The organism is Methylosinus sp. DMC45 (assembly GCF_056313885.1).
Genome location: NZ_JBQUZK010000035.1, coordinates 121,483 through 146,555, shown reverse-complemented (window position 1 = coordinate 146,555; position 25,073 = coordinate 121,483). Strand labels below are relative to the sequence as shown.

Genomic DNA, 25,073 nt, shown 5'->3' with positions numbered 1-25,073 from the left:
GGTCGCGCCATGCTGATCTGCATACCCGATGTGCTCGATGCGCGGCAGGTCGCCTATTTTCGCGACGTGATGTCGCAAAACGCGTGGGAAGACGGCCGCACGACGGCCGGCTCGCAATCGAGCCTGGTGAAGAATAATCTGCAGCTGCCGCAAGACGGCGCCGCCGCCCGCGAATTGGGCGATCTCGTGCTCGATGCGCTCGCAGCCTGTCCGACTTTCGTCTCCGCCGCTCTGCCGCTGCGGATTTTCCCGCCGCTGTTCAATCGTTATGGCGCGGGCCATGATTTCGGGCTGCATGTCGACAACGCCATTCGCGGCGTGCCGCGCACTTCGGTGCGCATCCGCACCGACCTCTCCGTCACGCTGTTTCTCGCCGATCCCGACGAATACGACGGCGGCGAGCTCGTCATCGAGGACCATTATGGCGCGCAGGAAGTGAAGCTGCCCGCCGGTCATCTCGTGCTCTATCCATCGACCAGCCTGCATCTCGTGCGAGAAGTGACGCGCGGCGAGCGCGTCGCCTCCTTCTTCTGGCTTCAAAGCATGATTCGCGACAACGTGGTACGTTCGTTGCTTTTTGATTTGGACCAGACGATTCAAGGCCTCACGGAGAGGCTCGGCGCCGGCGATCCGGCCTGCGTCAAGCTGACGGGCGTCTATCACAATCTCATTCGCATATGGGCGGAAGCATGAAACGATCATATCAGACGCTAGCGATCGCGGCCTCGTCTCTCCTCCTCTCGACGTCTCTCTGTCTGGCCGACGGACGCGCGGACATCGTCAATCGTCCGCATGATCTCTCCGTGTCGAGCATGTTCCTCAACGCCGACATCGTCGTGAAGATCGTCATGCTGGGCCTCGTCAGCGCCTCCATCGGCACATGGACGGTGCTCATCGCCAAGACCATCGAATTGCGGCGCGCGCGCGCGCGCATTCGCGGCTCGATCGAGCGTCTGCAGGAGGCGCGCGGCCTTTCCGAAGCGCGTCTCGCGCTCGGCGGCGACGATCCTCTGGCCAGCGCGCTGATCGCCGAGGCGCTGCGCGAGTTCCGTCTCTCTTCCGATCTCTCCTCCGCCGGCGGATTGAAGGAGCGCGTCGCGTCGAGCTTCGCCGAGATCGAGCGCGCCGAGAGCCTCTCCATTCGTCGCGGCACGGGCCTGCTCGCCTCGGTCGGCTCCACCGGCCCGTTCATCGGCCTGTTCGGCACGGTGTGGGGCATTATGAACAGCTTCATCGGCATATCGAAAGCGCAGACGACCAATCTCGCCGTCGTCGCGCCGGGCATCGCCGAGGCGCTGCTCGCCACCGCCATCGGCCTCATCGCCGCCATTCCCGCCGTGCTGATCTATAATCATCTCGCGCGCCAGACGAGCGCCTATCTCGAGCTCGTCTCCAATCTCTCCGGCGAGCTGCTGCGCATCGTCTCTCGCGATCTCGATCGCGGCGTCCAGCAGGCGCCCGCCGTTCTGCGCGCCGCGGAGTAAGCCGCCATGGCCGGCAATATCGGAGGATCGCCGCGCGGCGCGCTCGAGGAGACTCACGAGATCAACGTCACGCCCTTCATCGACGTGATGCTCGTGCTCCTCATCATCTTCATGGTGGCGGCGCCGCTCGCCACTGTCGATCTTCCCGTCGATCTGCCGGCCGCGAGCGCGGCGACGCATACGAAGCCCGACAAGCCGATCTATCTCACCATTCAGGCCGATCTCGCTCTGGCGCTGGGCGAGACGCCGGTGAAGCGCAATGATCTCATCGCCTCGCTCGACGCGCTCGCCGGCGGCGACAAGGACAAGCGCGTCTTCCTGCGCGCCGACACGGCGGTTCCCTATGGCGAGATGATGGCCATTCTCGAACGTCTGCGCTCCGGCGGCTACGCCAAGATTTCTCTCGTCGCGCTCGACGCGGGTGGGGCTACGACGGGCGGGGCTGCGAAATGACGATCGCCGCCGATCTCGACACGGGCCGGAACAATCGCATCTGGACCGGCGCGGCGCTGGCCGCGCTGGCCGCGCATCTTCTGGCGCTCGCCGCTATTTTCGTCGTCTTCGAGATCGAGACCGACGATGACGCCAGCGGCGCTCCGGCGATCGAGATCGGCCTCGCGCCCGCAGCGCCCAATGTCGAGGATTCGCCCGACGCTCCCCCCGGTCCGCAGGCCGATGAAGCCGCCGCCGCCGCGCCGGCCGTCGCCGCCTCGCAGACCAAGGAAAACGACGATCCCAAAATCTCGCGCGTCGAGGCCGAGGACGCAGATTACACGACCGCCGAAAAGCACGAGAAGCCGGTCGAGGATCCGACCAAGCGGCAGGCGACGCCGGTGATCTCGGCCGAGTCCGCCGCCTCCGAGGCGGCCGCCCCGCCCAAGACCGATGCGCTCGCCGAGGCGCCGCGCGCCATCGCGCCCGTCCAAGGCGCGGACAAGGTCGCGCGCGCGGCCAAGCTCACCTGGCTGAAGGCGCTGATGGCGCATCTCAATCGCGCCAAGCGCTATCCGAGCGGAGCGGGACGGCGCGCCGGCGAGGTCGCCGTCGCCTTCACGCTCGATCGGCTCGGCCATGTGGTGAGCGCGAGCGTCAAGCGCTCGGCGGGCGACCGCATTTTCGACGACGCCGCCCTCGCCATGATGAAGCGCGCCGATCCGGTGCCGCCGCCGCCTCCCGCCGTGGCGGACGAGGGCCTCTCCTTCGAGGTGCCGGTCCAGTTTCGCGCGGCGGATAAGCACTGAGGACGATCCGTCGTTTCGGCGGACATGCTACACTTCGGCGACGAATCCGACCGAAGGGACGGCATGACCGAGCGACGCTTTTCCCTGCATGATCTTCCATCTCTGCATGATCTCCTGCGCGTGAAGCCGCTGGAGACGCTCGCGGCGGAGTCCGGCAGGCCGAGCGAGCTGCGTCGCGTGCTGGGCCTTTGGCAGCTCACCAGCATCGGCCTCGGCGGGCTGATCGGCGTCGGCATATTCGTCTTGACCGGCGTGGTGGCGGCGACGCAGGCCGGGCCTGCGGTCTCGCTGTCCTTCCTCATCGCCGGCGTCGCCAGCGCGGCGGCGGCGCTCTGCTACGCCGAATTCGCCGGAATGATTCCGGCGGCGGGCAGCGCTTATACTTACGCCTATGCCGTGCTCGGCGAGCTCGCGGCCTGGATCATCGGCTGGGATCTGCTGCTCGAATATGCGCTCGTCGTCGCCGTGGTCTCCATCGGCTGGTCCGGCTATCTGCAGGCGCTGCTCGGTCAGCTGGGCCTCGCTCTGCCGGTCTGGGCCTCGGGCGCGGCGGGAACGGGGGAGGGCAGGGTCGTCGATCTCGCCGCCATATTGGGCGCGCTCTTTGTCGCCGGCGTGCTGGTGCTGCGCATCGAGTGGGGCGCGCGCTTCAACGCCGTGATGGTGGTGGTGAAGACGGCTGCGGTTCTTCTGGTGGTCGCGGCCGGCCTGCCGCATGTGCGCCTAGAGAATTGGACGCCCTTCATGCCCTATGGCTTCGGCGGCGTCGTCGAGGGCGCGGCGGTCGTGTTCTTCGCCGTCTTCGGCTATGACACGCTGACCACGGCGGCCGAGGAGGCGAAAGACCCGCAACGCCAGCTGCCCCGCGCGGTTCTGCTCTCGCTCGCCGTCGCGCTGACGCTCTATGTGGCGGTGTCGCTCGTGCTCACCGGAATGGTGCGCTACGACACGCTGAACAATCCGGCGCCGGTGGCCGCGGCCTTCACCGCCGTCGGCCTTCCCTGGGCGACCTTCGTCGTCTCCGTCGCCGCGGTCGCCGGCATTATCAGCGTCATGCTGGCGTTTCTGCTGGGCTGCGCGCGCATCTGCTTCGCCATGAGCCGCGATGGTCTGCTGCCGGCCTGGTTCTCTCACGCGCATCCGCGCTTCCACACGCCGCATCGCCCGACGCTCCTCATCGGCGCGCTGACGGCGATCGTCGCCGGGCTCTATCCGATCCGCGAGGTCGCCGAGCTCGTCAATATCGGAACGCTCTCGGCCTTCGTCATCATCTGCCTGTCCGTCATCGTCATGCGGCGCACGCGGCCGGATGCGCCGCGCAGCTTTCGCACGCCGCTCGTGCCTTATGTTCCGCTCGTCGGCGTCGGCTTCTCCCTATGGCTTCTCTCCAAGCTGCCCGCCGCGGCCTGGGAGCGCTTCGCCATTTGGATGGCTCTGGGGCTGATCTTCTATTTCTCCTATGGCCGTAAGCGCAGCAAGCTCGCGCGCGCGGCCGCCGGCGCGCAATCGGCCGAAGTGTAGCTTGAAAATTCGCGATGAACGCTTCAGATAAATGAAAAATGGGTCCGTTCGACGGGCTGTCGTCTCCGACGCGTCGCGCGGAGGGATCGGGCTGAATGAGCGAAGTCGCTGGCGTATCCCCGGCAGTCGGGGGCAAGAACAAAATCGCCGAGCTCGAGGCCGAGCTCGCGAGCGTTCATGCCGAGCTCCGCGCCGAGAAGGAGCGCTATCGCGAGCTGCGTCACCGCGTCCGCAATGATCTGCAGGCCTTGGCGACCTTGATCTCCGCGCAGTCCCGCCGGCTCGAGAGGCCCGAGGGCTGCAGCAATTGCGCCATGCGCCTGCGCAGCGCCGTCGAGCTGCATAATGCGCTGGACGAGGACGATGACGCCGAGATCTGCATGTCCTCCTATCTTTGGGCGCTCTCCGAGGCGCGCCGCAAAGCTTTCGACGATCGCATCGTCGGAGAGACGATAGCGGATGATGATATTTTTCTCGATTATCGCCGCGCGCAATGCGTCGGCCTCGTCTATGTCGAAGCCGTCACCAATGCGATGAAGCACGCCTTTCCAGGCGGCGCGCATGGCGAGGTGCAGGCGCGTCTGCGCCGCATCGGCGACAGGCTCGAGCTGACCATCGCTGACAATGGCTGTGGCTTCGATCCCGCCAATGTCACGCGGGGCGACGGGCTGCAGCTGATGCGCGGGCTGGCGCGCCAGCTCAAGGGCGAGGCTTTCTTCGAGCGTCTGCCGCAAGGTACGCTGGTGCGTGTCGAATTCCCCGAGCATGTGGGCTAGAGTGATTCCGGTTCGGATCGAACCGAAATCACTCTCTTTGTTCGGACGTGTGTTCTTCACGCGAACCGGTTCCCACTTCGCTCGAAAACACACTAGCCGTAGCGGATCGCTTCCCCATTCAGCGCTCTCGCGACGCCCTTGGGGCGCTTCACATCGGCGGATCGCGCGACGAGATGAATGCGCCGCGTCGCGCCGGGCGCGATATGCAGCCAGCTTTCGGCAGGACGAAAGAACTCATCCTCGATAGAAACGGATTGCGCGGCGACATTCGTCGATAGAGCGAGAAGGAATCCGTTGCCGTCCTCCTCTATCTCCGCCGTCAAGCCGAGCTGTGATTTCGCAGCGCTGCGGCCGAGTGGAAAATGAAAGGCCTCCCGCTCGACGCCATTCGCGCCGATGAAGCGTGCGACGGTCAAATCATGCGACGGCGGCCCGAAATTATAGGCGAGCGCCGTGTCGAAAAATCCGCCCCAGAATTCCGCGTCGCGCAATGTCGCGACGCCATGCGGCTCGACGACGACGCTGCGGCTCGCTTTCATCACCGGGACATGGCCGTCGCGATAGCAGGCCAGCGAAATCTCGCCCTCGACGCGTTGCGATCCGTCATTGCGCAAATGCGCGAAGAGTCCGTTGACGCCTTCGTCCGTGAGCATGAGCGACAGCGGACGAAAGGCGCGCGCCAAAGCGTGATAGGCGGATTTCGGCTCGCCATGCGCATCGAGAACGCCCCAGCCGGCGCCGGGCCACAGATCCTTTAGAAACCAGACGATGGCGCCATGAGTCGTGGAGCCGCCGCGCCGCCATTCGCCGATCGTCGTCTCCATCGTCTCGGCCACCGCGGCGCGGGCAATGTCGAGATAGACCTGCGGATCGCTCACGCGCAGCGCCGACGGATCGCAGCCATAGAGCAGGCGCATGTAATGCTCGGTGACGTCGCCGAAAGTCTGCGTCGCGCCCATGTCGCGCGCGATCCGTTCGGCGAAGAGAGGCGACGCCAGCGGAGCGTCGCCGAAGTCGCGGCGCAGCGCGGCGTCATCCGCGATATTGGCGAAGCCGAGACATTCGGACGCAAAGCGCACATTGGCGCGGCGCGCATCGTCCAAGCCGCGGCGATAGGCGCCGACGCCATAGTAATGCGAGACGCCGACATCAGCATGAAAGGGAAGGGGGCCGCCGGAGGGCGAGTTCTGGACATAGATGGCGTCGGGACGCTGCGCCTCGATGAGCTGTGGCAGAGCCTCGTCGAAGAAAGGCGAGCGCCATTTGGCCTCGGCGAGGCCGAGCATGGACGCTTGCTGATAGACCTCGCTGCCGCCGCAGAGCACGGCGAGCGAAGGCGAGGATCGCGTGCGTGCCAGAAACTCCGTCGCCTCGCGCTCGACGCTGGCGCGGAAGGCGGCGTCATGAAACGGATAATCGAAATTGGCGAAGGCGAAATCCTGCCACACCAAGAGTCCGAGCTCGTCGCAGAGCGCGTAGAAATCATTGCTCTCATAGAGCGTGACGCCGGGGACGCGCACCATATTCATGCCGGCGTCGCGCATCGCGCGCAGCAGCGGCGCGCAATCCTCTCTGCCGCCGGCGAGCGACACCGCGTCCGCCGTCGTCCAGCAGGCGCCGCGGCAGAACAGCGGCATGTCGTTCACACGTAGCGCGAAGCCGGCGCCATCCGCGCCGCGATCGACGCGAATGTCGCGAAAGCCGGCGCGGCCGAGATCGATGCGATGCGCGCCGATCGTCGCCGAGACGTCATAGAGGTGCGGCGCGCCATGCGTATGCGGCGTCCACAGCCGCGCATCGGGCGGCGACAGCTCTGCGATGATACGATCGTCGGCGACGCGCGTGAAAGGCGTCTCCGCTTCGCCGCAGACGAGCCGCGCGGGTGAATCGTCGAGGCCGGAAATTTCGAGCGCCACGCGCAGATTGGCGCGACCATCGCGGGCGGTGGCGCGCATATCCACATTGCGCAGGCGCAGTGCGCCATGCTCGATCAGCTCGATCTCGCGCCAGGGACCGACTGGCGGCGTCGGCGGCGCGAAGCCGGGAAGGCGGCCGAGCGCTGTCGTGCGTATATGGCGCAGGCCGGCCGGCGTTATCATGCGCGGCCGCCAACGCGCGCGGCCGCTCTTCGTCGCGATCTCGCGCTCGACAGAGCGAAAGCGAATATGAAGCTCATGCGCGCCTTGCGTCGCGACCTCTATTCGATGCGCGTGGAACATATTGTCCGAGCGCAGCGCGAGTCGGCCGTCGAGATAGACGTCCGCGAGCGTGGCGAGACCGTGCAGGCGCAGCTCTGCCGAGGCGGAATTGACGAAGGAGGTCTTGTACCAGACGTCGATGGCGTCGAGCGGCGGCAGCTCGTCGAAGCGCGCGCCTTCTGCGATCAGCGTCTGCGCCAGCGTGCCGGGAACGCGCGTCGCGCGCCAGGATGCGACGCCAGGAATGGCGGATGGCTCCGTCCACTCGCCGGCCTCGTCGATCGCGAAAGTCCAACCGGCGTCGAGGCGCTGGCGCTTTTCTCCTTCGACGCGCGCGCGCATCATCGGCCTCAGCGCAGCTTCGCCGAGAGACCTCCGAACAAGCCGTCATAGACGCCGGCGAGCTCGTCGAGCGTCTCGCGCGGATCATAGACGCGCTTGCGCGCGGAGGCGCGCGCCGCCTGGAACTGCATCGCCTTGGCGCCGGCCGAAATGCGTCGGCAGGCCTCCGCCTCGGCGGCGAGATCGCCACCCGGCCGCAGCCAATCGAGATGGCTGCCGAGTAGCTCGAAATTGGCGCCGAGCTGGCGGAACGTGTTGAAGGCGAGGCTGTGGAAGAAGCACGGAGGGCGCGCTTCCAGCACATTCCACAGCGCAGGGAAACGCGCGGCGAAGGCGCGGATCGGATTGTCGCTCGGGCGGCGCGCGAAATGCTCGCTCGCCAGCTCTTCCGCTGCTCCGCGCAAATCCGCATGCGTGCGCTCGCGGTCGAAGCGCACGAATTCGGCGTAAGGAAACAGAGCGGCGAGATCGCGCGCTTCGCCGGCGCGGCCGAAGATCGCGTCGAAGTCCTCGCCGTCGAGCGCGAAATAGCCGTCATTGTGCAAATAGTCGATCCGCCGCGCGGAGAGATCGATTTCCGTGACGCCGATGGTCGTCTTGGAGTGATCGATGCGATAGGTGACGCCGCGCGTGTCCGGCAGATGATAGCCGTCCACCTCCACCATCACCACACGGCCGCGCGCGGTCTGACGTGCGATGTGATCGTCCAGCCGATCGTAGAGCGCCAGCTCCTCGACGCGAAGGCCGTAGAGACGCTCGAGATCGGCGAGGCGCGGCTTGAAGAAGGTGAGCTGATCTTCTTCGAAATCCTGCGCCAGCGTGAAGCCGAGCATGGCCTCCGGCTCGAAGCCGCGCATGGTGACGAGCTCGATCATGAGATCGACATAGCAATTGGTCTGCGGCCAATCACGCTCTGCATGATGCAGCGCGTGACGGAAATGTGGCTTCGCCGGCTTCAGCGGCGAGAGCTCGGCGTCAGAGAGAGAGAGCAGCGCGGACTGAGGTCGGCCAGCCATTGGTGTCGATCCCGTGATGTTTGAACAAGGCGAGGGCGAGGCGCTCCATGCCGAAGCCGACGCAAGCGGTATGCGCCGTCTCGCCGGCGGCGGTCTTGATGCCCCACAGCGCGCCGAAGTGATCCTGATGATAGTTGAAGCTCTGGCACGCGGTCGGATTTTCCGTGCTCTCGATCGGCACCAGCAGCTCGAATTTCAGCGCCTGCTCACGCTGGCTCGAGGCCATCATGCGTCCGGCGCGGCCGAAGAACGGATCATTCGCCACATCGATGTGATGCGGCAGCTCGAGCGTCTCGGCGAAGCCGCGGGCGCGCTCCAGCCAGGATTCGCGGAAGCTCGCGGCCTGCTCCGGCTCGCCGATGCGCACGAACTCACGCATGCGGAACATTTGCATGCGCGCCGGGTCTTTCGACGGCTCGTGACGGAAGCAATAGGATTGAATGTCGAAGAGGCCGCCTTCGGCCGCGAGCGGGCCGCGGCGGGCGACGATCGGATAGAGCGGATAGCAGGCGGCGGGCGTCAGCACGATGTCGGTCGCGCCCTGTCCGCCGGTCCAGTCGCCGCCGTTGTGAATATTGTCGAGAAGGGCGAGATGGTCCTTCTCGCTTCCGGCGAAGCTGTGAACCGTGCCGGCGAGCTGCGGGAAGTTCTTCATATAGCCGCTCTTCTCGAAGAGCGCGCGATTCATGCCGGGAGGAAAGCGGATGACCTCGGCGCGATCATTCGCGGCGATGCGCGTGATCAGCCGATCCATTCCCTCTATGACCGCCTCGAAGGCCTGTCCACGGCCATAGAGTCCGTCGACGCCGGTCTCATGCAGAACGCCTTTGGCGAAGAGGCGATCGAGAAAGCTGTCGCAGGCCTGGCACATGGGTCAGTCTCCCAGCCGCTGGTCGATGCGCTGCGCGAGCAGCAGATTGGACAGATTGGTGAAGATGCGGTCGTTGGAAATCATCACCTGCGCCGAGAGCGCGTCGCGCATGTGGCGGCCGACGCTGAAGGGCGTGTCGTTCTTGTAGCCGGCGATGCCGGCGATCAGCAGCGCATGATTGATGATCTCGATCGAGAGCTGCGACGAGCCGATCTTGATGTTGTTCATCGCTACGGCGAAGCTCATCGAGTTGAGATCGTCCACGTTCTGCTGCGCCTTGGCGAAGCGCTTCAGCCCCTCGACGACGTTGGAGCGCATGAGCTGCAGCTTCGCGGTCGCCTCCGCGAGGCGCAGCGCGCCGGGGGCGGGGCCATTGGGATGCCGGCGCGCGTCCTTGCGCACGAAGGATTGCGCGCGCGCGAGCGCGTCCGAGGCGACGCCGTACCACACCGCGCTCCACAGGAGATGCGCGGTCGCGAGCATGGATTCGGAGGCGATCTCGGCGAAGTCATGAGTGAAGATCTGCTCGATCGGCGCCTCGCCGCTGAAGGTGAAGCCTTCGCTGCAGGTGCCGCGCATGCCGAGCGCGTCCCAGCCGCCGGTGCGGTCGAGACGATACTGGCTCTTCTCCAGCACGGCCATCAGCTGATCGGAGGGCGGAGCGTCGACCGCGCGGCGCGCGGTGACGAGGATCGCGTCCGAATAGGCGCCATAGGAGATGAGCGCGCCTTCCTTGGCGATGCGGAATGTCGCGCCGTCGCGCTCGAAAGCGCAAATGCTGTTGCGCATATTGCCGCCGACGCCGCCTTCGGTCGTCGCGGAGCCGAGCAGCAGCTGCTCGTCGCTGACGCGGCGCATGAAGCTCTCGTGCCATGCGCTGCCGCGGCCATGCGCGATGAGGCTCGACGCCTTGATCTGATGCATGGCGAAGATCATCGCCGTCGAGGCGCATTGCTGGCCGAGCGAGGTGCAGATCTCGGCGACGTCGGCGAGCGAGGCTCCGCCGCCGCCGAACTCGATCGGGATCAGCAGCGACAGCAGGCGCGCGTCCTTGAGCGCCTGAATCGCTTCGATCGGGAAGCGACCGTTGCGGTCGACGTCATCGGCGTGGCGGGCGGCCGTCGCAATGACATTCGCTCCGCGATCGAGTGGCGCATTCATCAGGCGGCTTCCTTGAGCTCGTGCAGGCAGCCGGCGATCGAGGCGATCGAGGAGAAGCTGCGACGGTTGAGCATGCGGTCGGGAAATTCGACGTCGAAAGTCTCTTCGAGCGCCAGCATCAGCTGGACGGCGGCGAAGGATGTGAGTCCCGTGGCGTAGAGATCGGCGTCGTCGCCGATCGCCTCCGCGGCCACGGCCAAGCGGCCTTGTTCATCGACGAGTCGTCTAATCGTATCGAGCATCTTCTTCTCCATCGACCAAGCTCGAGTTTCAGCGTCACCATACGCGCTCGCGCTGCATTTTCAGCTAAATTGCCGCTCGTTGGTGAACAGTTTGCGGATTTGATCGTTGCCAAATTCGTTCCATAAAATTTGACCCGTTCGGGCAAGAATTTCGCGGCCATTTGCGTGAAAATGAAACGCGGCTATGATGCTCTGGACATGGACGAGACACTCGAGGCGTCTCGAATTCTGTCACGATCGTGAAACGTGGCGAATCGTCCCTGCAAACCCTATTTTCGACATGAAGAGGATGAATGAGAGAGAGGGGTTTAAGAAACGTTAACCATGAAATGGAACATTCGGCTTCAGCGCGAATGCGGGACTGTGCTCGCTTGTTCGACGTCGGAACGGAACTCGCGTGATGTTGGACTATGACTCCGGGTCGAAAAGCGTTGCCGAACGTCAGCGCCCCATGGCGGAGCCGCCGCGCGCCCGCTCCTCTCTGACGCCGGGGAGCTTGATCGCGCTCGCGCTTCGCAACAAGCTGTTCATCCTGTCCGTCGCGCTCGCCTGCGCGGTCGGCGGCTATGCGCTCACCAAGCTGCTGACGCCGCGCTATGTCGCGGCCGCGCAGATCTATCTCGATCCGCGCGGGCTGCCCGGTCTCGAGGGCGACGCCAATCAGGGCCAGGATTCGACCGGCTTCATCAATTTCGTCGAGACGCAGACGCGCATTCTGACCTCGCAGGTCGTGCTCGAGCGCGTCGTCGAGGCCGAGAAGCTCACCGAGGATCCCGAGTTCGGAGCCTCTACCTCCTTGCTCGGCAAGCTGTTCGGGCATTTCGGCCGCACGCCGACGAAGGAGGAGATCGTCGACGGCGCCGTGCGCGCGCTCGGCACGAAGATCATGGTGCGCCGTCCCGAGCGCACCTTCATCATCGACATCGCCGCCTCGAGCGACAATGCGCAGAAATCCGCGCGCATCGCCAATGCGGTGGCGCAAGCCTATATCGATGTTCGCTCGACGATGCATAAGGATGCGGCGCAGCAGGCGGCGACGTCCTTCACCGGACGCCTCGACGGGCTGCGCGAGCGCCTGCTCGCCGCGGAAAAAGCCGTCGAGGCCTATAAGGCGGAGAATGGCTTCGTCGGCACGCGCGATTCCTACATAGACGAGCAGCGGCTGAAGGAGCTCAATCAGCAGCTTACCTTCGCCCGCACGCGGCTCGAGGACACGCGCTCCCGTTTCGAGCAGGTGCAGCGCGCGGCGCATTCGGACACGGAGCTCGCCGCCATCGCCGCCAATATGAATTTGATGACGCTGAACGCGCTGCGCGGGCAGCAGGCGGAGGCGGCGCAAAAGCTCGCCGATCTTTCCGCCGAGCTCGGGCCGCAGCATCCGGTCGTCAAGAATGCGACTGCGCGGCTCGCCGAGACCAAGCGCCTCGTCAATACCGAGCTGGCGCGCGTCGCCGTCTCGCTGCGCAAGGATTACGAGCGCGCGCGAAGCACGGAAGAGGCGCTGAACCGCGAGATGCAGAAGCTCGAGGGCAAGGCTGTCGTCTCGGCGCAAGCTTCGGTCAAGCTTCGCGATCTCGAGCGCGAGGTCGAGGTCAGCCGCACGATCTACGAATCCTTCCTGACGCGCTCGCGTCAGACCGGCGAGGCGCGGCAGCTCGACGCCGCCAGCACGCATATCATTACAATGGCGACGCCGCCGATCGCGCGCAGCTTTCCGCCGGGCGCCGGGCTGATGACGGGCGCTGGCTTCGTCGCCGGCTTCACTCTGGGCCTCGGCCTCGCTTTTCTGCGGGAGCGCGGCTTCGGCGGCGCGCCCGAGTCGGGTCCGCGTCGCGACGTCGAGAACGAGCCGGTGCGCGTCGCTGTGACCGATGCGACGAAATTCACCGTGCGCGGGCCGACGGCGGGACCCGACCGGCTCGAGCTGACGCGGCTCGGCATCCCTTTCGTGCGGCCTTTCGCCGATCGCCGCGAGCTCGAGGCGGTGGTGTCGCGCTTTGGCGCGCTGGTCGCCGAGAGCGCGCATCGGCCGCTCGTCATCGGTCTGGTCGGCGACGCGCCCGGCTCCATTCGCACGGTGATGGCCGTCAATATCGCGCTGGCGCTGCGGCTGCAGCATCTCGAGGTGGCGCTGGTCGATGCGGACCGCGATCATGCGGCGCTCACTGTTCTCATCGAGGATGGGCTCGAGGCCTTCGGCGACGCCGACGATCCTTTCGTGCGCACCAATGACAGCGTGCTGTTGGCGCTGCCGGCGATCGATCGTCGGTCGCGCGCGGCCGGAGCGGTGGAGCGCATCGTCGACGGCTTCCGCGACGGCAGTCCGGCCGAGGTCGATATCGTGCTCTGCGACGGCGTCGGCTCGGACGAGAGCATGTTCGAGCGGCTCGATTTCGTGGCGCCGGTGCTCGGCCGCGATCAGGATGAGGAGACCGCGATCGGCGAGCTTCCCGAGGCGCTGCGCGCCAAGATCGCGGTGATTTTGCGAGTCGATCATAGCGATCCCTGGCTGCCGCGTCGCGATGCGCGCCGCCGTGCGGAGACGACGCGCAGGACCGCCTGACGCGGTCGTCTTCTCTCTCTTTACTCGGCCATAAGCGGCGCGGCGTTCATGGGCTCTGTATCGATCGCGACAGCGGCGGCGGCGTCGCGCCAGCACTGATCGTAGAGCGGCGACAGCGAGCGCGACGGCAGGCTCTCCGAACGCGCGAGGCGGTCGGCATAGGCGCGCGCATCGGCGTCATTGGCGAGCAGCATCAGAGAGCCGTCGGCGATGGCGCGGCGATAGGCGCGATGATGGTCGAACTCGCCGGCCTCGCGCGGCGCATTGACGATCACCGGCTTGCCGGATTGCAGGCAGGCGAGCACGCTGCCGCGGCGCGAGGTGAGCCCTTCGGGAAAGCGATAGAGGAAGCAGTCGACCTCGGCGAAGAGCGCATGCAGATCGCGAGGGCCGTCGACATAGCCGGTCACGAGGCAATCCTCGGCGAGGCCGAGCGCCTGAGCCTTGGCGCGAAAATCCTCCTCGACGCGATCGACGCCTTTGACGAAGCCGCCGATGAAGAGGCAGAGGACCGGCCGGCCGGAGTCGCGCAGCCTCGCTGCGACATCGAGCACGAAATCGGACTGCTTCTTGGGATAGATCGAGCCGAAATGGCCGATGACCATGCGTCCCTCGGCGCGCGCCGCGTCTATGCGCGCGGCGAGCGGGGAGGGGCCGTCCGGCGCGGTCGGCGGAATATTGGAAGGAATGGGCGCGATGGCGCTGCGGGCGGCCAGAAAGCGCGTGACGACGCCTTCGGCGAAGCCCTCGCGCACGAAGGGCGAGGAGAAGACGAAACGCTGCGCGAAGAGGGCGTAGACGGAGATGATGAGGCGGCGACGCCAGTCGAGATCGGCCCATTCATGCAGGACGAGGACCCGGCCGCGCCCGCGCAGCAGCGCCAGCACGAGCGCGACGAGCGGCGTCAGCACGATTTTTTTCCAGGCGACGACCGGCAGATTGATCGCGATGGCGTCCACCTCGCCGAGCGCGCGCCAGATCGCCGCCCAATCGGAGAGCCTGCCGGAGACGGCGAGCCGCTGCGCCTCGAGGCCGAGCTCGCCCCAGCGCGCCGCCACATGGCGGGCGAAGGATTCGACGCCGCAAGGCTGCGTGGCCGTCGAGACCAGGAACAGCGTCTTCTTGCGTTCGGTCGCGCGGATCATCAATGGCTCCGTCCTGTTTCAAAATGAGACGGCGGCGGCGCCGCCATCCCACTCGGAGCAAGAGACGAACCGTTTTTGTCAGCGGCCGGTCTTCACCCGCGTCCATTCGCGGGTGACGATCTTCTGGATCGGCTGATCCGGCGCCGTGACGGTGAAGAGCCGCTTCATCGTCGCCGCATCGGGATAGATGGCCGGATTTTCGGCGATCTCCTTGTCCACCAGCGGCCGCGAGGCGCCGACGCCATTGGCGAAATTGGTGATCTTGGTGTTGCGGGCGGCGACCTCCGGCCGCAGCAGATAATCGATGAAGAGATGCGCCTCGTCGGGGTGCGGCGCGTCCTTGGGGATGGCGAGGCTGTCGAGCGACATCAGCGTCCCCTCCTGCGGGATCACATAGGCGATCTCGACGCCATTGGCGGCCTCGCGGGCGCGATTGCGCGCCTGGAAGCTGTCGCCGGCCCAGCCGATGGCGAGGCAAATGTCGCCATTGGCCAGCGCGTTGATATATTCCGAGGAGTGGAATTTCTTTATGTGGCGCCGAAGGCCGGAGAGCAGATCGGCGGCGCGGCGAATGTCGCCCGGCTCCTTGGAATTTGGATCGAGCTTCAGATAATTGAGCGTGATCGAGAAGAGATCTTCGGGACTATCGAGCACATAGACGCCGCAATCGGCGAATTTGCGCAGATTTTCCGGCTTCAGCACCTGCTCCCAGGAGGCGATCGGCTTGTCGCCGATGCGCTCTTTCACCTTGGCGACATTATAGGCGACGCCGGTGGTGAACCACATATAGGGGGCGGCATAGGCGTTGCCTGGATCATAGCGCGACAGACGCTGCGCGATCTCCGGCCACACATTGTCGATATTCTTGAGCTTGCTCTTGTCGAGCGGGCGATAGACGCCGGCCTTGATCTGCCGCTGCAGAAAGGTCGCCGAGGGGACGACGACATCATAGCCGGCGGCGCCGGCGAGCAGGCGCGTCTCCAATATCTCGTTGGAATCATAGGTGTCGTAGACGACCTTGACGCCCGTCTCGCGGGTGAAGTCCTCGAGCACGCGCGGGTCGATATAATCGCTCCAATTGAAGATGTTGACGACCCGCTCGGCGCCCTGCGCGCCCATGGCGCTTCCGAGCGCGAGCAGACATGCGGCGAGGATTCTCATTTGGTTTCGCTCTCCCTCAACGTCCGGCGATTTGCTTCGCCGCTTGCGCGGCGCGTCGCCTCATGGGCACAATGGCCATCCTCTCGCTCTCCCGCCATTCCGAGATTATGCGATGGAGCCTGCCTCTCCGCTCGAAAGTCTGCGCGAGCATAACGCCCGTCTCGTGACGCGCGGCGCGCGGCGCTATTTGCGCGCGGCGGGATTTTCCGTGCTCGCGGAGCTGCCGCTGCCGGGCGGGCGGCGGGCCGATCTCGTCGCTTTCGCGCCGGATGGAGCGCTGCGCATCGTCGAGGTGAAGAGCTCGCTCGCCGATTTCCGCGCCGATCGCAAATGGATGGACTATCGCCTCCATTGCGATCGCTTCTATTTCGCCATTCCCTGCGATCTCTCCGAGGCGGCCTTTCCCCTGGACGCGGGCCTCATCGTCGCCGACGCGCATGGAGCCATGCTGACGCGCGAGGCGCCGGTCCATAAGCTCGCTCCGGCCAGCCGCAAGGCCATGCTGCTGCGCTTCGCCGGCGCGGCGGCGGAGCGGCTTCATTACGCCCTGCATCGCGACGAATTCTGACCCGCGCCGCCGCGCGTCATCGCCGTGCGCTCATCTCGGCGCACGTTTGGCCAATATGCGCTGCAGCGTGCGGCGATGCATGTTGAGCCGGCGCGCCGTCTCCGACACATTGCGGTCGCAGCTCTCATAGACGCGCTGAATATGCTCCCAACGCACGCGATCGGCCGACATGGGATTGTCGACCGCGTCGGGCTTGTCGATCTTCGTCGCCATCAGCGCATGATAGATTTCATCGGCGTCGGCGGGCTTGGCCAGATAGTCGAAGGCGCCGAGCTTCACCGCTGTCACCGCCGTGGCGATATTGCCATAGCCGGTGAGGATGATGCCGCGCGCGTCCGGCCGCTTCACCTTGAGCGAGGAGATGACGTCTATGCCATTGCCGTCGCCGAGCCGCATGTCGATGATGGCGAAGGCCGGCGCGGCGGCCTCGACAGCGGCGAGGCCGTCGGCGACGCTCTCCACCGCCGTGACGAGAAAGCCGCGCGCCTCCATGGCGCGCGTGAGCCGGCCGAGGAAGGGCTTGTCGTCCTCCACGATCAGCAGCGAGCGCTCCTGCGGGAGCTCCCCGAGCGCGGCCTCCACGGCCGCATCGAAATCGGTGTGTTCGGCTGCGCCAGCGTCGTCGATCATGCGTCGTCGTCCTGGTTTGGGATTATTCAATATAGCATCACGCCGCGTCGGACGAAGGCGTTTGTTGGTCTGAGCCACGCTCGTGCCCGCCTGCCTCGCCATTGCCGCTGGAGCGCTCCAGCGCCGCGCGCGGCCAGGAGATCGTCACCTTGGCGCCTGTCTGCGGGGCCTGCACATTGGCGGTCGTCACGGTCGCGCCGGAGCGCTCGAGCAGCGTCTTGGCGATGAAGAGGCCGAGGCCGAGGCCGGAGCCCGGCTCGTTCTTGGTGCGCCGATCGGTCGGGCGTCCGCTGACATAAGGGTCGCCGAGGCGATTGAGAATCGCCTGCGAGAAGCCGGGGCCGTCATCCTCTATGACGAGGACGACGAGCTCCTTGGACCACAAGGCCTCTATGCGCACGCGCGAATGCGCGAAATCGACGGCGTTCTCGACGAGATTGCCGAGCCCGTAGACGATGCCGGGATTGCGCGAGAAGCTCGGCTCCGGGGGCGGGCCGCGCCGCGTCAGCTCTACGTCCACGCCAAAGGCGCGGTGCGGCTCGATCACCTCCTCGAGCATGGTCTCCAGCGTCTGCATGTCGAGCAGGCCGCCCGTGTCCGCCTGGCCGAGCGAGACGAGCTTGCGCAGAATGTCCCGGCAGCGCCGCGTCTCCTGAGCGAGGAGGGCGAGATCGTCGGCGAGCGCCGGCGCCGTCGCGAGCGCGGATTTCTGCAATTCCTTCGTCACCACGGCGATGGTCGCGAGCGGCGTGCCGAGCTCGTGCGCGGCGGCGGCCGCGAGGCCGTCCAGCTGCGAGAGATGCTGCTCGCGCTCCAGCACCAACTCCGTCGCCGCCAGCGCTGTCGACAATTGCCGCGCCTCGTCGGAGACGCGCGCCGCGTAGAGGCCGACGAAGGCCGCGCTCAGCACCAGCGCCGTCCACACGCCGGTGCGATAGAGCAGCGGGAAATGCAGCTCGACGCCCTCGTACCAGGGCAAAGGCTGAAACTCGACGGTCAGTATCGTCGCCGCGGCGATCATCAGCACGCCGAGCAGAATGGTCAGCTTGCGCGGCAGCGACACCGCGGAGATCATGACCGGCGCCAGAAACAGCATGGCGAAAGGATTGGCGACGCCGCCGGTGAGATAGAGCAGGGCCGAGAGCTGCAATATGTCATAGGACAAGAGCAACGCCGCCTCGCCGTCGTCGAGGCGGAAGGTGCGCGTCGTGGCGAGGCGCAGCGCGGCGTTGAGGCAGGCCGAGGTCGCGATGGCGATGAAGCTCAGCCCGATCGGGAAATCGAACTGAAAATAGAAGAAGGTGACGAGCGTCGCGAAGGTCTGGCCGGCGATCGCCAGCCAGCGCAGGATGATGAGCGTGTCGACGCGAAGCTGGCGGGCCTGATGGCCGAAATCGGCGTCGGCTGTATTGGTCATGAGGCGGCGTTGTCTCGAAAATTGCAGCAGCGCGAGACGCGCGGCTCTGCGATTTGTAGCGCGTTTCGCCTGTGCTCCGCAGCGATTTTCCGCAGGACTATATGCCGCGCCCCCTTGCCGCGCGCCACAGCCGCCACTGCCGCCGCCATTGCGGCGGCTCGGCGATCATATGGAGCGGGTCGAAGCCTTTGCGCTCCATCGCGCCGAGATAGAGTGGAATCAATGCTGCGGGCAGCAGAGCCGCGCGCGCCGCGCCATCGCCGTGCACGGCTTTGCGCGCCTTTTCGAAATAATCGCGCGCCTTGCCGCGCAGCTCCGCCAGAGCGGCGGCGAGCGCGGGCGTGAGCTTCGCCTCGACGAAATCGCTCTCGGCGCGGCAGCGTGCGAGAAGATCGAGCGGCAAGAATCGCTGCCCTTGCGCCAAATGCCGGGGCAGGGCGCGCAGAATCGCCGTGAGGCCAAAGGCGCGCCCGGCGAGGCGAAGCGCCTCCTCCTGCCGTGCGGCGTCCTCGGCGTCGATGACGCGCGCGCGCCAGCGCAGAGGCGCGCCGAACACGCGGTCGCAATAGGTCTCCAGCGCCGCGAGGCTCTCCATCTGCTCGTCATAGAGATCGAAGCTATGGGCCTCGAGCAGCTCGACGACCTCCTCGCGTGGGATAGCGCAACGCTCTAGCGTATCGAAAAGCGCGTCGGCGATCGGATGGGCGCGGGCGCCCTCGCTATCGGCCGGCGCCTCCAGCGAATCGTACCACCAGCGCAGCCGCATCTCGCCGAGAATCGGCTGCGAGACGCGCGCCCGCACGCTGGAAATCTCTGCGCAGAAAGCGCCGATCGCACGGAGATGCGGCCGCGCCTGCGCCGGCGCGAACAGGCAGGCCAGCCAGAGGTCGAGATCCTGCTCGCGCAGCGCCGCCTCGCAATGGCGGTAATGGTCGGCGAGCTCGGTCTCGCGCGCGGTCGTCGCGGCCTCGTCCATGGGCGAAAAACCTCGGCTCACACCACGATCAGCACGGCGGCGACGCGGCGGTCCTCGTCGAGCAGCATATTATAGGTTCGCACGGCGGCGCCGGTGGCCATGGCCTCGACCATGATTCCCGCCTGCTTCAGCCGCGCGCGCAGGGCGGGCGAGGGTGGGCGCAAATTCGCGCCGGAGCCGAAGATCAGCAGCTCGACCGCGCCGGCGCTCTCGTCGAAGAGCGGCGCGAGCGTGGCTTCGTCGATCTCCGCCGCAGCGACCGCCTCCAGCGCATGAATCCCGGAGGGCAGGGCGAGCAGCGAGCCGCGATGCGACATTTCCGCGAAGCGAAAGCCGCCGCCGCCATAGGTCTCGATCCTATGGCGGCCCGGAACGAAGCCTCGACCCTGCTCGGCCATCAGGCCGCTTTGGGCTTGGCGCGCGTCGTCGCCTTGGCGGAGCCCTTGCCCGGCGCGGCGGCGGCCTCGGGCGCCGGTCCGACATCCTCATTGCGCAGGCCGAGATAGATCAGCATGGGCGAGCAGATGAAGACCGACGAATAAGTGGCGACGAAAATGCCCCAGATCATCGCCAGCGAGAAGCTGCGGATCACATGGCCGCCGAAGATCGCCAGCGAGAGGAGCGCCAGAAACACCGTCGTCGCCGTCATGATCGTGCGCGGCAGCACCGCGTTGATCGAGAGGTCGATCATCTGATCCGTCGGCATCTTCTTGTATTTGCGCATCATCTCGCGAATTCGGTCGAGCACGACGACGGTCTCGTTCAGCGAGTAGCCGACGATCGTCAGAATGGCGGCGATCGACGTCGTGTTGAATTCGAGATGGGTGAGCGAGAAGAAGCCGACGGTGAGCAGAAGATCGTGCATGGTCGCGATCACCGCGCCGACGGCGAACTGCCATTCGAAGCGGAACCACAAATAGGTCAGCACGGCGACGATCGACAGCACGACGCCGAGCGTGCCCGATTGCACCAGCTCGCCGGAGACGCGCGGGCCGACGACCTCGACGCGGCGCAGCTCATAGTCTGAGCCGACCGAGCTGCGGACCTTCTCGACCGCGGCCTGCTGGGCGGAATCGCCGCCCTTCTGCGGGCCGAAGCGGACCGTCGCATCGGATTGATTGCCGAAGGCCTGCACCTCGACGTCGCCGAGCTCGAGCTTCTCGATCGTCGTGCGCAGAGTGGCGATCTCGGCTTGGCCGGTCTTGGCGCGCAGCTCTATGACCGTGCCGCCGGCGAAATCGATGCCGAAATTCATGCCGCTGAAGATGAACAGCAGAATAGAGCAGATCGAGAGCACGGCCGAAAACGGGTAGCTCACGCGGCGGAACCGCATGAAGGGGAACTTGGTGTTCTCCGGGGCGAGACGCAGCAGCTTCATCTGTTTCACCCTCAGATCGGCAGGCGCGTCGGGCGCGCGTAATGATACCAGATCGCGATCATCATCCGCGTCATGGTGACGGCGGTGACAATGGTCGTCAGAATGCCGAGCGCGAGCGACACGGCGAAGCCGCGCACGGGGCCGGAGCCGAGGAAGTAGAGGATCGCCGCGGCGACGAACATCGTCACATTGGAGTCGACGATGGTCGCAAAGGCGCGGTTGAAGCCCGCGTCCAACGAGGCGAGGATCGAGCGCCCGCCATGCTGCTCCTCGCGAATACGCTCATAGATCAGCACGTTGGAGTCGACCGCCATGCCGATCGTCAGCACGATTCCGGCGATGCCCGGCAATGTCAGCGTCGAGCCGAGCAGCACGAGGCCGGCGAAGATGAAGGCGATATGGACGAAGAGCGCCAGATTGGCGAAGATTCCGAACACGCCATAGGTGATGAGCATATAGACGACGACGAGGCCGGCGCCGACATAGGCCGCGCGCTTGCCGGCGTCGATCGAATCCTGGCCGAGGCCGGGGCCGACCGTGCGCTCCTCGATGATGTCGAGCTTGGCGGGCAGGGCGCCGGCGCGCAGCAGGATCGAGAGGTTGTTTGCCTGCTCGACGGTGAAATGGCCGGAGATCTGGCCGGAGCCGCCGGTGATCGGCTGCAGGATGCGCGGCGCCGAGATCACCTTATTGTCGAGCACTATGGCGAACAGCCGGCCGACATTCTTGGATGTGACCTCGCCGAATTTCTGCGCGCCGCGAATATTGAAGCGGAAATTCACCACCGGCTCGCCGCCGCGCTGCTGGTCGAAGCCGGGCTGGGCGTCGGTCAGATCCTCGCCCTGCACCATGACCTGCTTCTCGATGGCGATCTTGCCGGATTGATCGGCCTGATCGAGCTCCTCGAGCTCGGCCGGGCTCTGGCCCGGCTCGGCGACGAGGCGGAATTCCAGCTTGGCGGTCTGGCCGAGAATGGTCTTCAGCTGCTCCGGGTCCTGAAGGCCGGGGACCTGAACGATGATGCGATCGTCGCCCTCGCGCTGAATGCTGGCCTCGCGCGTGCCGAGCGCGTCGACGCGGCGGCGGATGACCTCGATCGACTGATCGACGGCGTGGCGGACCTTGTCGGTCACGCCGGAGTCGGTGACGACGATCTGCACCAGGCCGTCGCCCGAATCGCGCACCTCTAGGGGCGGCGCGCCGCCGATCTTCGCGCCGAAGCCCTGCGCCAGATTGCGGAACTTCGGCAGCACTTTGGCGCGGTCGGCGGCCTCCGGTATGCGCAGCTGCACGCCGCGCGCCTGCGCGCCTATGCCGCCGGTGATGGCGATCTTCTCCTCGCGCAGGATGCGGCGGACGTCGTCGCGCAGATTGGTCACTTGCGTATGCAGCACCGAGGCTTTGTCCACCTCGAGCATCACATAGGAGCCGCCTTGCAGATCGAGGCCGAGCACGATGGTGCGCGGCTGCGCCCAGGAGGGCAGTGCGTTTTCGAGCGCCTTGACGCTCGCCGGCGCGAGCATGCTGGGGACGACGACGAGAACGGCGGCGAGCGTCAGCGCCAGAATGGCGATGATCTTCCAGGTGGCGAAGCGCAGCATGGATCGTCGGTCCTGTGAGGCGGTCCTAAAAGAAAGGTCCCGGCGCCGGGCGTGGCGGCCGGGATGGGAGACGTCGCGTTCTGAGCGAAGGCTAGCGCGAGGCCGCCTGATCCTTCACCGGCTCGCCCTTGGCGCGCACCTCGGCGATGGCCGAGCGCAGCACGCGCACGCGAATGTTCTGCGCGATCTCGACCTCGACCTCGGCGTCGTCGATGGTCTTGGTGACCTTGCCGATCAGCCCGCCGGCGGTGACGACCGTGTCGCCGCGCCGCACATTCTTGAGCGAGTCCTTCTGCTCCTTCGTGCGGCGCGCCTGCGGACGCAGCACGATGAAATAGACGATCAGCGTGACGAGCAGCAGCGGCACGAGCTGCGTGATCATGTCGGGAGCCGGAGCCGCCGGGGGAGCGCCCACATCCGGCGCCGTCTGCACTGTCGTGCTGGGCGGGACGGGCGGCGCCGAGGGAGCCGCCGGAACGGGGGGAGCGGCCGGGACGGGCGGAGCGGGAGGAGCCGCGGGAGCGTCGGTCTGAGCAGGGGCCGTCTGAGCTTGGGCGGTCTGGATCAATTTCATGTTCGATCTCTTAGAAGCGGCGCGCGCGCCTTCGTGCCGGCAGGAAGCCGCCTTGCAACGGGCGCGGACTATAGCCGGCCCTATCCCGAAATCAATGGCGGCCGGCGCTGCGCTGCGGCGCCGTCGCCGGTATGAATTCGGCGAGGTCTGTGCGACAACTCACAGTCGGAGGCCTCGGCGGGGAAGTATGTCGCCTCTGGGAAGCATCGGGGCGGAGGGGCTCCGCGCGCTTCGCAGCGAAGTGAGGAGAATTCCGATGTTCAAGAAATTATCGCTCGTCGTCGCGCTGGGCGCCGCGCTCGCGCTGCCGTCGGAAGCATTTGCTCAGCATCACGGCGGCGGCCACGGCGGCGGCGGTTGGCATGGCGGAGGTCATGGCGGCGGCTGGCACGGGGGTGGCGGCTGGCACGGCGGCGGTTGGCACGGCGGCGGTCGTGGTCCCGGTTGGCATGGCGGCCCCGGCTGGCGCGGAGGACCCGCCTATGGCTATGGCGGCCGCGGCCGTTTCTGGCATGGGCGCTGGTATGGCTATGGCGTCGGCCCGTGCTGGCGCTGGGTCGGCTATTGGGTCTGGGCCTGCTACTGAAAGCCTCTGGTTCCGCTCGGCGCCTCTCTCAGGCGCCGAGCTCGCGGGCGAGGCCGCGCATGAAATCGACGCAGGCCGCGAGCTCGCCGATTTCGATATATTCGTCCGGCTGATGCGCTTCGTCTATGCGGCCGGGGCCGCAAATGACGCTGGGAATGCCGGTCTGCTGAAAGTGCCCGGCCTCGGATGCGTAAGGCACGGCGACGGTGCGATTGGCGCGCGCGAGCCGTAGCGCTAGAGTCTCCGCCGGCGAGCCCGGCTGCGGCGCGAGGCCCGGAACCGCCACCTCCATTCGCGTCTCTATGCCCGTTCCGGGGAAGGGCGCGAAAAATTTCTGCGTCAGCTCGGCCGAATAGGCGGAGAGCCTCTCCTCGACGATTCGGGCGGCGTCGGTTCCCGGCACGCCGCGCACCTCCCAATGGAAGACGCAGTCCTTGGCGACGATGTTGCGCGCCGTGCCGCCCTCTATCGCGCCGATATGCAGAGTGGAGTAGGGCGGGTCGAAGCGCCCTGTGGGGTCGCCCGCCGCGACCAGCTCCTCGCCGATTCGCAGCAGCTCGGCGCCGAGCAGCAGAGCGACATGCACGGCGCTGACGCCGCGATGCAGATTGGCGGAATGAATCTCATAGCCGCGGACCCTGGTGACGAAGGTCGTCACGCTCTTATGCGCGTCCGCCACCTGCATGGAGGTCGGCTCGCCGATGACCGCGGCCGCAGGCCGCGGCAGGTCGTAGCCGAGGCGCTCCAGGAGATCGAGCGGGCCGAGGCAGGTCGTCTCCTCGTCATAGCTGAGAAAGATATGGATCGGCCGCCTGAGTCCCGCCGCCTTGAACTCGGGAATCATGGCGAGGCAGACCGCGCCGAAGCCCTTCATGTCGACGGCGCCGCGGCCGAGCAGCCGGTCGCCTTCGCGACGCAGGGTGAAGGGATCGGCGGTCCAGCTCTGGCCCGTGACCGGCACCACATCCGTATGGCCCGAAAGCACGACGCCCCCCTCGATCGGCGGGCCGATCGTCGCGAAGATCGCCGCCTTGTCGCCAGTGGCGTTGGGCGCGCGAATGCAGGGCACGTCCTGCGCGCGCAAATAGGATTCGACGAAATCGATGAGCGCCAGATTGGATTTGGAGCTCTCCGTGTCGAAAGCGACGAGCCGTCCGGTCAGCTCGATCGCGCGCTCGATCGTCGAATTGTCGCCAGCCATGCGCCGCGCTCAGTTCAGCGTCGGCTTGGAGAGCGGGCTGTCCAGCGAGAAGGCCGGCACCTCTATGTCGAAGGTCTCGCCGTCGGTGGTGATCATCGTATAGCTTCCCTTCATCAGTCCCGAGGGCGTCGTGAGCGGACAGCCGGAGGCGTAGCGGAACGTCTCGCCGGGCTCGAGAACCGGCTGCTCGCCGACCACTCCCGGCCCCTTCACCTCTTCCTTGCGCCCGTAAGCGTCGATGATGATCCAGTGACGTGACAGGAGTTGGACACGCTCCTTGCCGAGATTGGCGATCTCGATCGTATACGACCAGACGAAGCGATCGTTGGCGGGGTCCGACTGCTCATGGAGAAAGTCCGGCAGAGCAGTGACCTGAATGTCTCTTGTGATGGATATATACATGGGACCTACTCTAGGACGC

25 protein-coding genes are annotated in these 25,073 nt (G+C 66.2%); 9 read left to right on the top strand and 16 right to left on the bottom strand.

Annotated elements, in window-relative coordinates:
* Positions 1-9 precede the first annotated feature (9 nt).
* The 6 genes from ACT53T_RS08875 to ACT53T_RS08850 all read left to right on the top strand — a co-directional run bounded on the left by ACT53T_RS08875 (position 10) and on the right by ACT53T_RS08850 (position 5,022).
* Positions 10-693: a Fe2+-dependent dioxygenase gene (locus ACT53T_RS08875; protein WP_400768420.1), complete on the top strand. Its 684-nt coding sequence runs from the start codon at positions 10-12 to the stop codon at positions 691-693.
* On the top strand, positions 690-1,484 hold the full coding sequence (gene exbB, locus ACT53T_RS08870) for a tonB-system energizer ExbB (RefSeq protein ID WP_476160934.1): 795 nt from the start codon (positions 690-692) through the stop codon (positions 1,482-1,484). The genes ACT53T_RS08875 and exbB overlap by 4 nt, the downstream gene beginning before the upstream one ends.
* Positions 1,485-1,490: 6 nt before the next feature.
* The gene (gene exbD / locus ACT53T_RS08865; RefSeq protein WP_476160933.1) at positions 1,491-1,937 is read left to right on the top strand and encodes a TonB system transport protein ExbD; all 447 of its coding nucleotides are present in this window, start codon (positions 1,491-1,493) and stop codon (positions 1,935-1,937) included.
* Entirely contained in the window at positions 1,934-2,725 is a 792-nt protein-coding gene (locus ACT53T_RS08860) for an energy transducer TonB (RefSeq protein ID WP_476160932.1), read from the top strand. Before exbD ends, ACT53T_RS08860 begins: the two co-directional genes overlap by 4 nt.
* 63 nt (positions 2,726-2,788) lie before the next feature.
* Entirely contained in the window at positions 2,789-4,246 is a 1,458-nt protein-coding gene (locus tag ACT53T_RS08855; protein ID WP_476160931.1) for an amino acid permease, read from the top strand.
* Positions 4,247-4,341: 95 nt separating this feature from the next.
* Positions 4,342-5,022, top strand: coding sequence for a sensor histidine kinase (locus ACT53T_RS08850; RefSeq protein WP_476160930.1), 681 nt, complete (start codon positions 4,342-4,344; stop codon positions 5,020-5,022).
* A 92-nt stretch (positions 5,023-5,114) separates the two neighbouring features.
* Here the strand turns inward: ACT53T_RS08850 and ACT53T_RS08845 are convergent, their stop codons facing one another.
* Genes ACT53T_RS08845 through ACT53T_RS08825 form a run of 5 tightly spaced genes read right to left on the bottom strand, consistent with a single transcriptional unit; the run spans position 5,115 to position 10,852 of the window.
* Positions 5,115-7,565 (bottom strand): glycoside hydrolase family 2 protein, encoded by a 2,451-nt coding sequence (locus ACT53T_RS08845; RefSeq protein ID WP_476160929.1) that lies wholly within the window; start codon positions 7,563-7,565, stop codon positions 5,115-5,117.
* Between the two features lie 5 nt (positions 7,566-7,570).
* Positions 7,571-8,578 carry a DUF1839 family protein gene (locus tag ACT53T_RS08840; protein ID WP_476160928.1) on the bottom strand — a complete coding sequence of 336 codons (1,008 nt, stop codon included), beginning with the start codon at positions 8,576-8,578 and terminating at the stop codon, positions 7,571-7,573.
* Positions 8,538-9,449 carry an amino acid--[acyl-carrier-protein] ligase gene (locus tag ACT53T_RS08835; RefSeq protein ID WP_018265864.1) on the bottom strand — a complete coding sequence of 304 codons (912 nt, stop codon included), beginning with the start codon at positions 9,447-9,449 and terminating at the stop codon, positions 8,538-8,540. The genes ACT53T_RS08840 and ACT53T_RS08835 overlap by 41 nt, the downstream gene beginning before the upstream one ends.
* Positions 9,450-9,452: 3 nt before the next feature.
* Entirely contained in the window at positions 9,453-10,610 is a 1,158-nt protein-coding gene (locus tag ACT53T_RS08830) for an acyl-CoA dehydrogenase family protein (RefSeq protein WP_018265863.1), read from the bottom strand.
* On the bottom strand, positions 10,610-10,852 hold the full coding sequence (locus tag ACT53T_RS08825; protein WP_026191372.1) for an acyl carrier protein: 243 nt from the start codon (positions 10,850-10,852) through the stop codon (positions 10,610-10,612). The genes ACT53T_RS08830 and ACT53T_RS08825 overlap by 1 nt, the downstream gene beginning before the upstream one ends.
* 451 nt (positions 10,853-11,303) lie before the next feature.
* Here ACT53T_RS08825 and ACT53T_RS08820 point away from each other — a divergent pair, with 451 nt between their 5' ends.
* Entirely contained in the window at positions 11,304-13,415 is a 2,112-nt protein-coding gene (locus tag ACT53T_RS08820) for a GumC family protein (RefSeq protein WP_476160927.1), read from the top strand.
* A 20-nt stretch (positions 13,416-13,435) separates the two neighbouring features.
* Here ACT53T_RS08820 and ACT53T_RS08815 read toward each other — a convergent pair whose 3' ends face one another.
* Together ACT53T_RS08815 and ACT53T_RS08810 are read right to left on the bottom strand one after the other, a co-directional pair.
* Complete coding sequence (locus ACT53T_RS08815; RefSeq protein ID WP_476160926.1) at positions 13,436-14,560, bottom strand: glycosyltransferase; 1,125 nt, start codon at positions 14,558-14,560, stop codon at positions 13,436-13,438.
* Positions 14,561-14,638: 78 nt separating this feature from the next.
* Positions 14,639-15,721, bottom strand: a complete 1,083-nt coding sequence (locus ACT53T_RS08810; RefSeq protein ID WP_476160925.1) for a polyamine ABC transporter substrate-binding protein — start codon at positions 15,719-15,721, stop codon at positions 14,639-14,641.
* Between the two features lie 112 nt (positions 15,722-15,833).
* On the opposite strand from ACT53T_RS08810, the gene ACT53T_RS08805 reads away from it, so the two are divergent.
* On the top strand, positions 15,834-16,289 hold the full coding sequence (locus ACT53T_RS08805; RefSeq protein ID WP_476160924.1) for an MmcB family DNA repair protein: 456 nt from the start codon (positions 15,834-15,836) through the stop codon (positions 16,287-16,289).
* Positions 16,290-16,319: 30 nt separating this feature from the next.
* On the opposite strand, the gene ACT53T_RS08800 is transcribed toward ACT53T_RS08805, so the two are convergent.
* The 7 genes from ACT53T_RS08800 to yajC form a co-directional block, all read right to left on the bottom strand.
* Positions 16,320-16,919, bottom strand: a complete 600-nt coding sequence (locus ACT53T_RS08800) for an ActR/PrrA/RegA family redox response regulator transcription factor (RefSeq protein ID WP_018265857.1) — start codon at positions 16,917-16,919, stop codon at positions 16,320-16,322.
* A 37-nt stretch (positions 16,920-16,956) separates the two neighbouring features.
* Complete coding sequence (locus ACT53T_RS08795; RefSeq protein ID WP_476160923.1) at positions 16,957-18,336, bottom strand: ActS/PrrB/RegB family redox-sensitive histidine kinase; 1,380 nt, start codon at positions 18,334-18,336, stop codon at positions 16,957-16,959.
* A 97-nt stretch (positions 18,337-18,433) separates the two neighbouring features.
* Positions 18,434-19,312: a phytoene/squalene synthase family protein gene (locus tag ACT53T_RS08790; protein WP_476160922.1), complete on the bottom strand. Its 879-nt coding sequence runs from the start codon at positions 19,310-19,312 to the stop codon at positions 18,434-18,436.
* Between the two features lie 17 nt (positions 19,313-19,329).
* Positions 19,330-19,710 carry an Mth938-like domain-containing protein gene (locus ACT53T_RS08785; protein ID WP_400768383.1) on the bottom strand — a complete coding sequence of 127 codons (381 nt, stop codon included), beginning with the start codon at positions 19,708-19,710 and terminating at the stop codon, positions 19,330-19,332.
* Positions 19,710-20,690, bottom strand: coding sequence for a protein translocase subunit SecF (gene secF / locus ACT53T_RS08780; RefSeq protein WP_476161014.1), 981 nt, complete (start codon positions 20,688-20,690; stop codon positions 19,710-19,712). Before secF ends, ACT53T_RS08785 begins: the two co-directional genes overlap by 1 nt.
* Before the next feature lie 11 nt (positions 20,691-20,701).
* Positions 20,702-22,291, bottom strand: coding sequence for a protein translocase subunit SecD (secD, locus tag ACT53T_RS08775; RefSeq protein WP_476160921.1), 1,590 nt, complete (start codon positions 22,289-22,291; stop codon positions 20,702-20,704).
* 91 nt (positions 22,292-22,382) lie between these two features.
* Positions 22,383-22,865: a preprotein translocase subunit YajC gene (gene yajC, locus ACT53T_RS08770; RefSeq protein ID WP_400768376.1), complete on the bottom strand. Its 483-nt coding sequence runs from the start codon at positions 22,863-22,865 to the stop codon at positions 22,383-22,385.
* A gap of 256 nt (positions 22,866-23,121) precedes the next feature.
* On the opposite strand from yajC, the gene ACT53T_RS08765 reads away from it, so the two are divergent.
* Positions 23,122-23,451, top strand: coding sequence for a hypothetical protein (locus ACT53T_RS08765; protein WP_476160920.1), 330 nt, complete (start codon positions 23,122-23,124; stop codon positions 23,449-23,451).
* 28 nt (positions 23,452-23,479) lie between these two features.
* Here ACT53T_RS08765 and argE read toward each other — a convergent pair whose 3' ends face one another.
* Together argE and apaG are read right to left on the bottom strand one after the other, a co-directional pair.
* On the bottom strand, positions 23,480-24,652 hold the full coding sequence (argE, locus tag ACT53T_RS08760) for an acetylornithine deacetylase (protein WP_476160919.1): 1,173 nt from the start codon (positions 24,650-24,652) through the stop codon (positions 23,480-23,482).
* Positions 24,653-24,661: 9 nt separating this feature from the next.
* On the bottom strand, positions 24,662-25,054 hold the full coding sequence (gene apaG, locus ACT53T_RS08755) for a Co2+/Mg2+ efflux protein ApaG (RefSeq protein WP_018265848.1): 393 nt from the start codon (positions 25,052-25,054) through the stop codon (positions 24,662-24,664).
* Between the last annotated feature and the right edge of the window lie 19 nt (positions 25,055-25,073).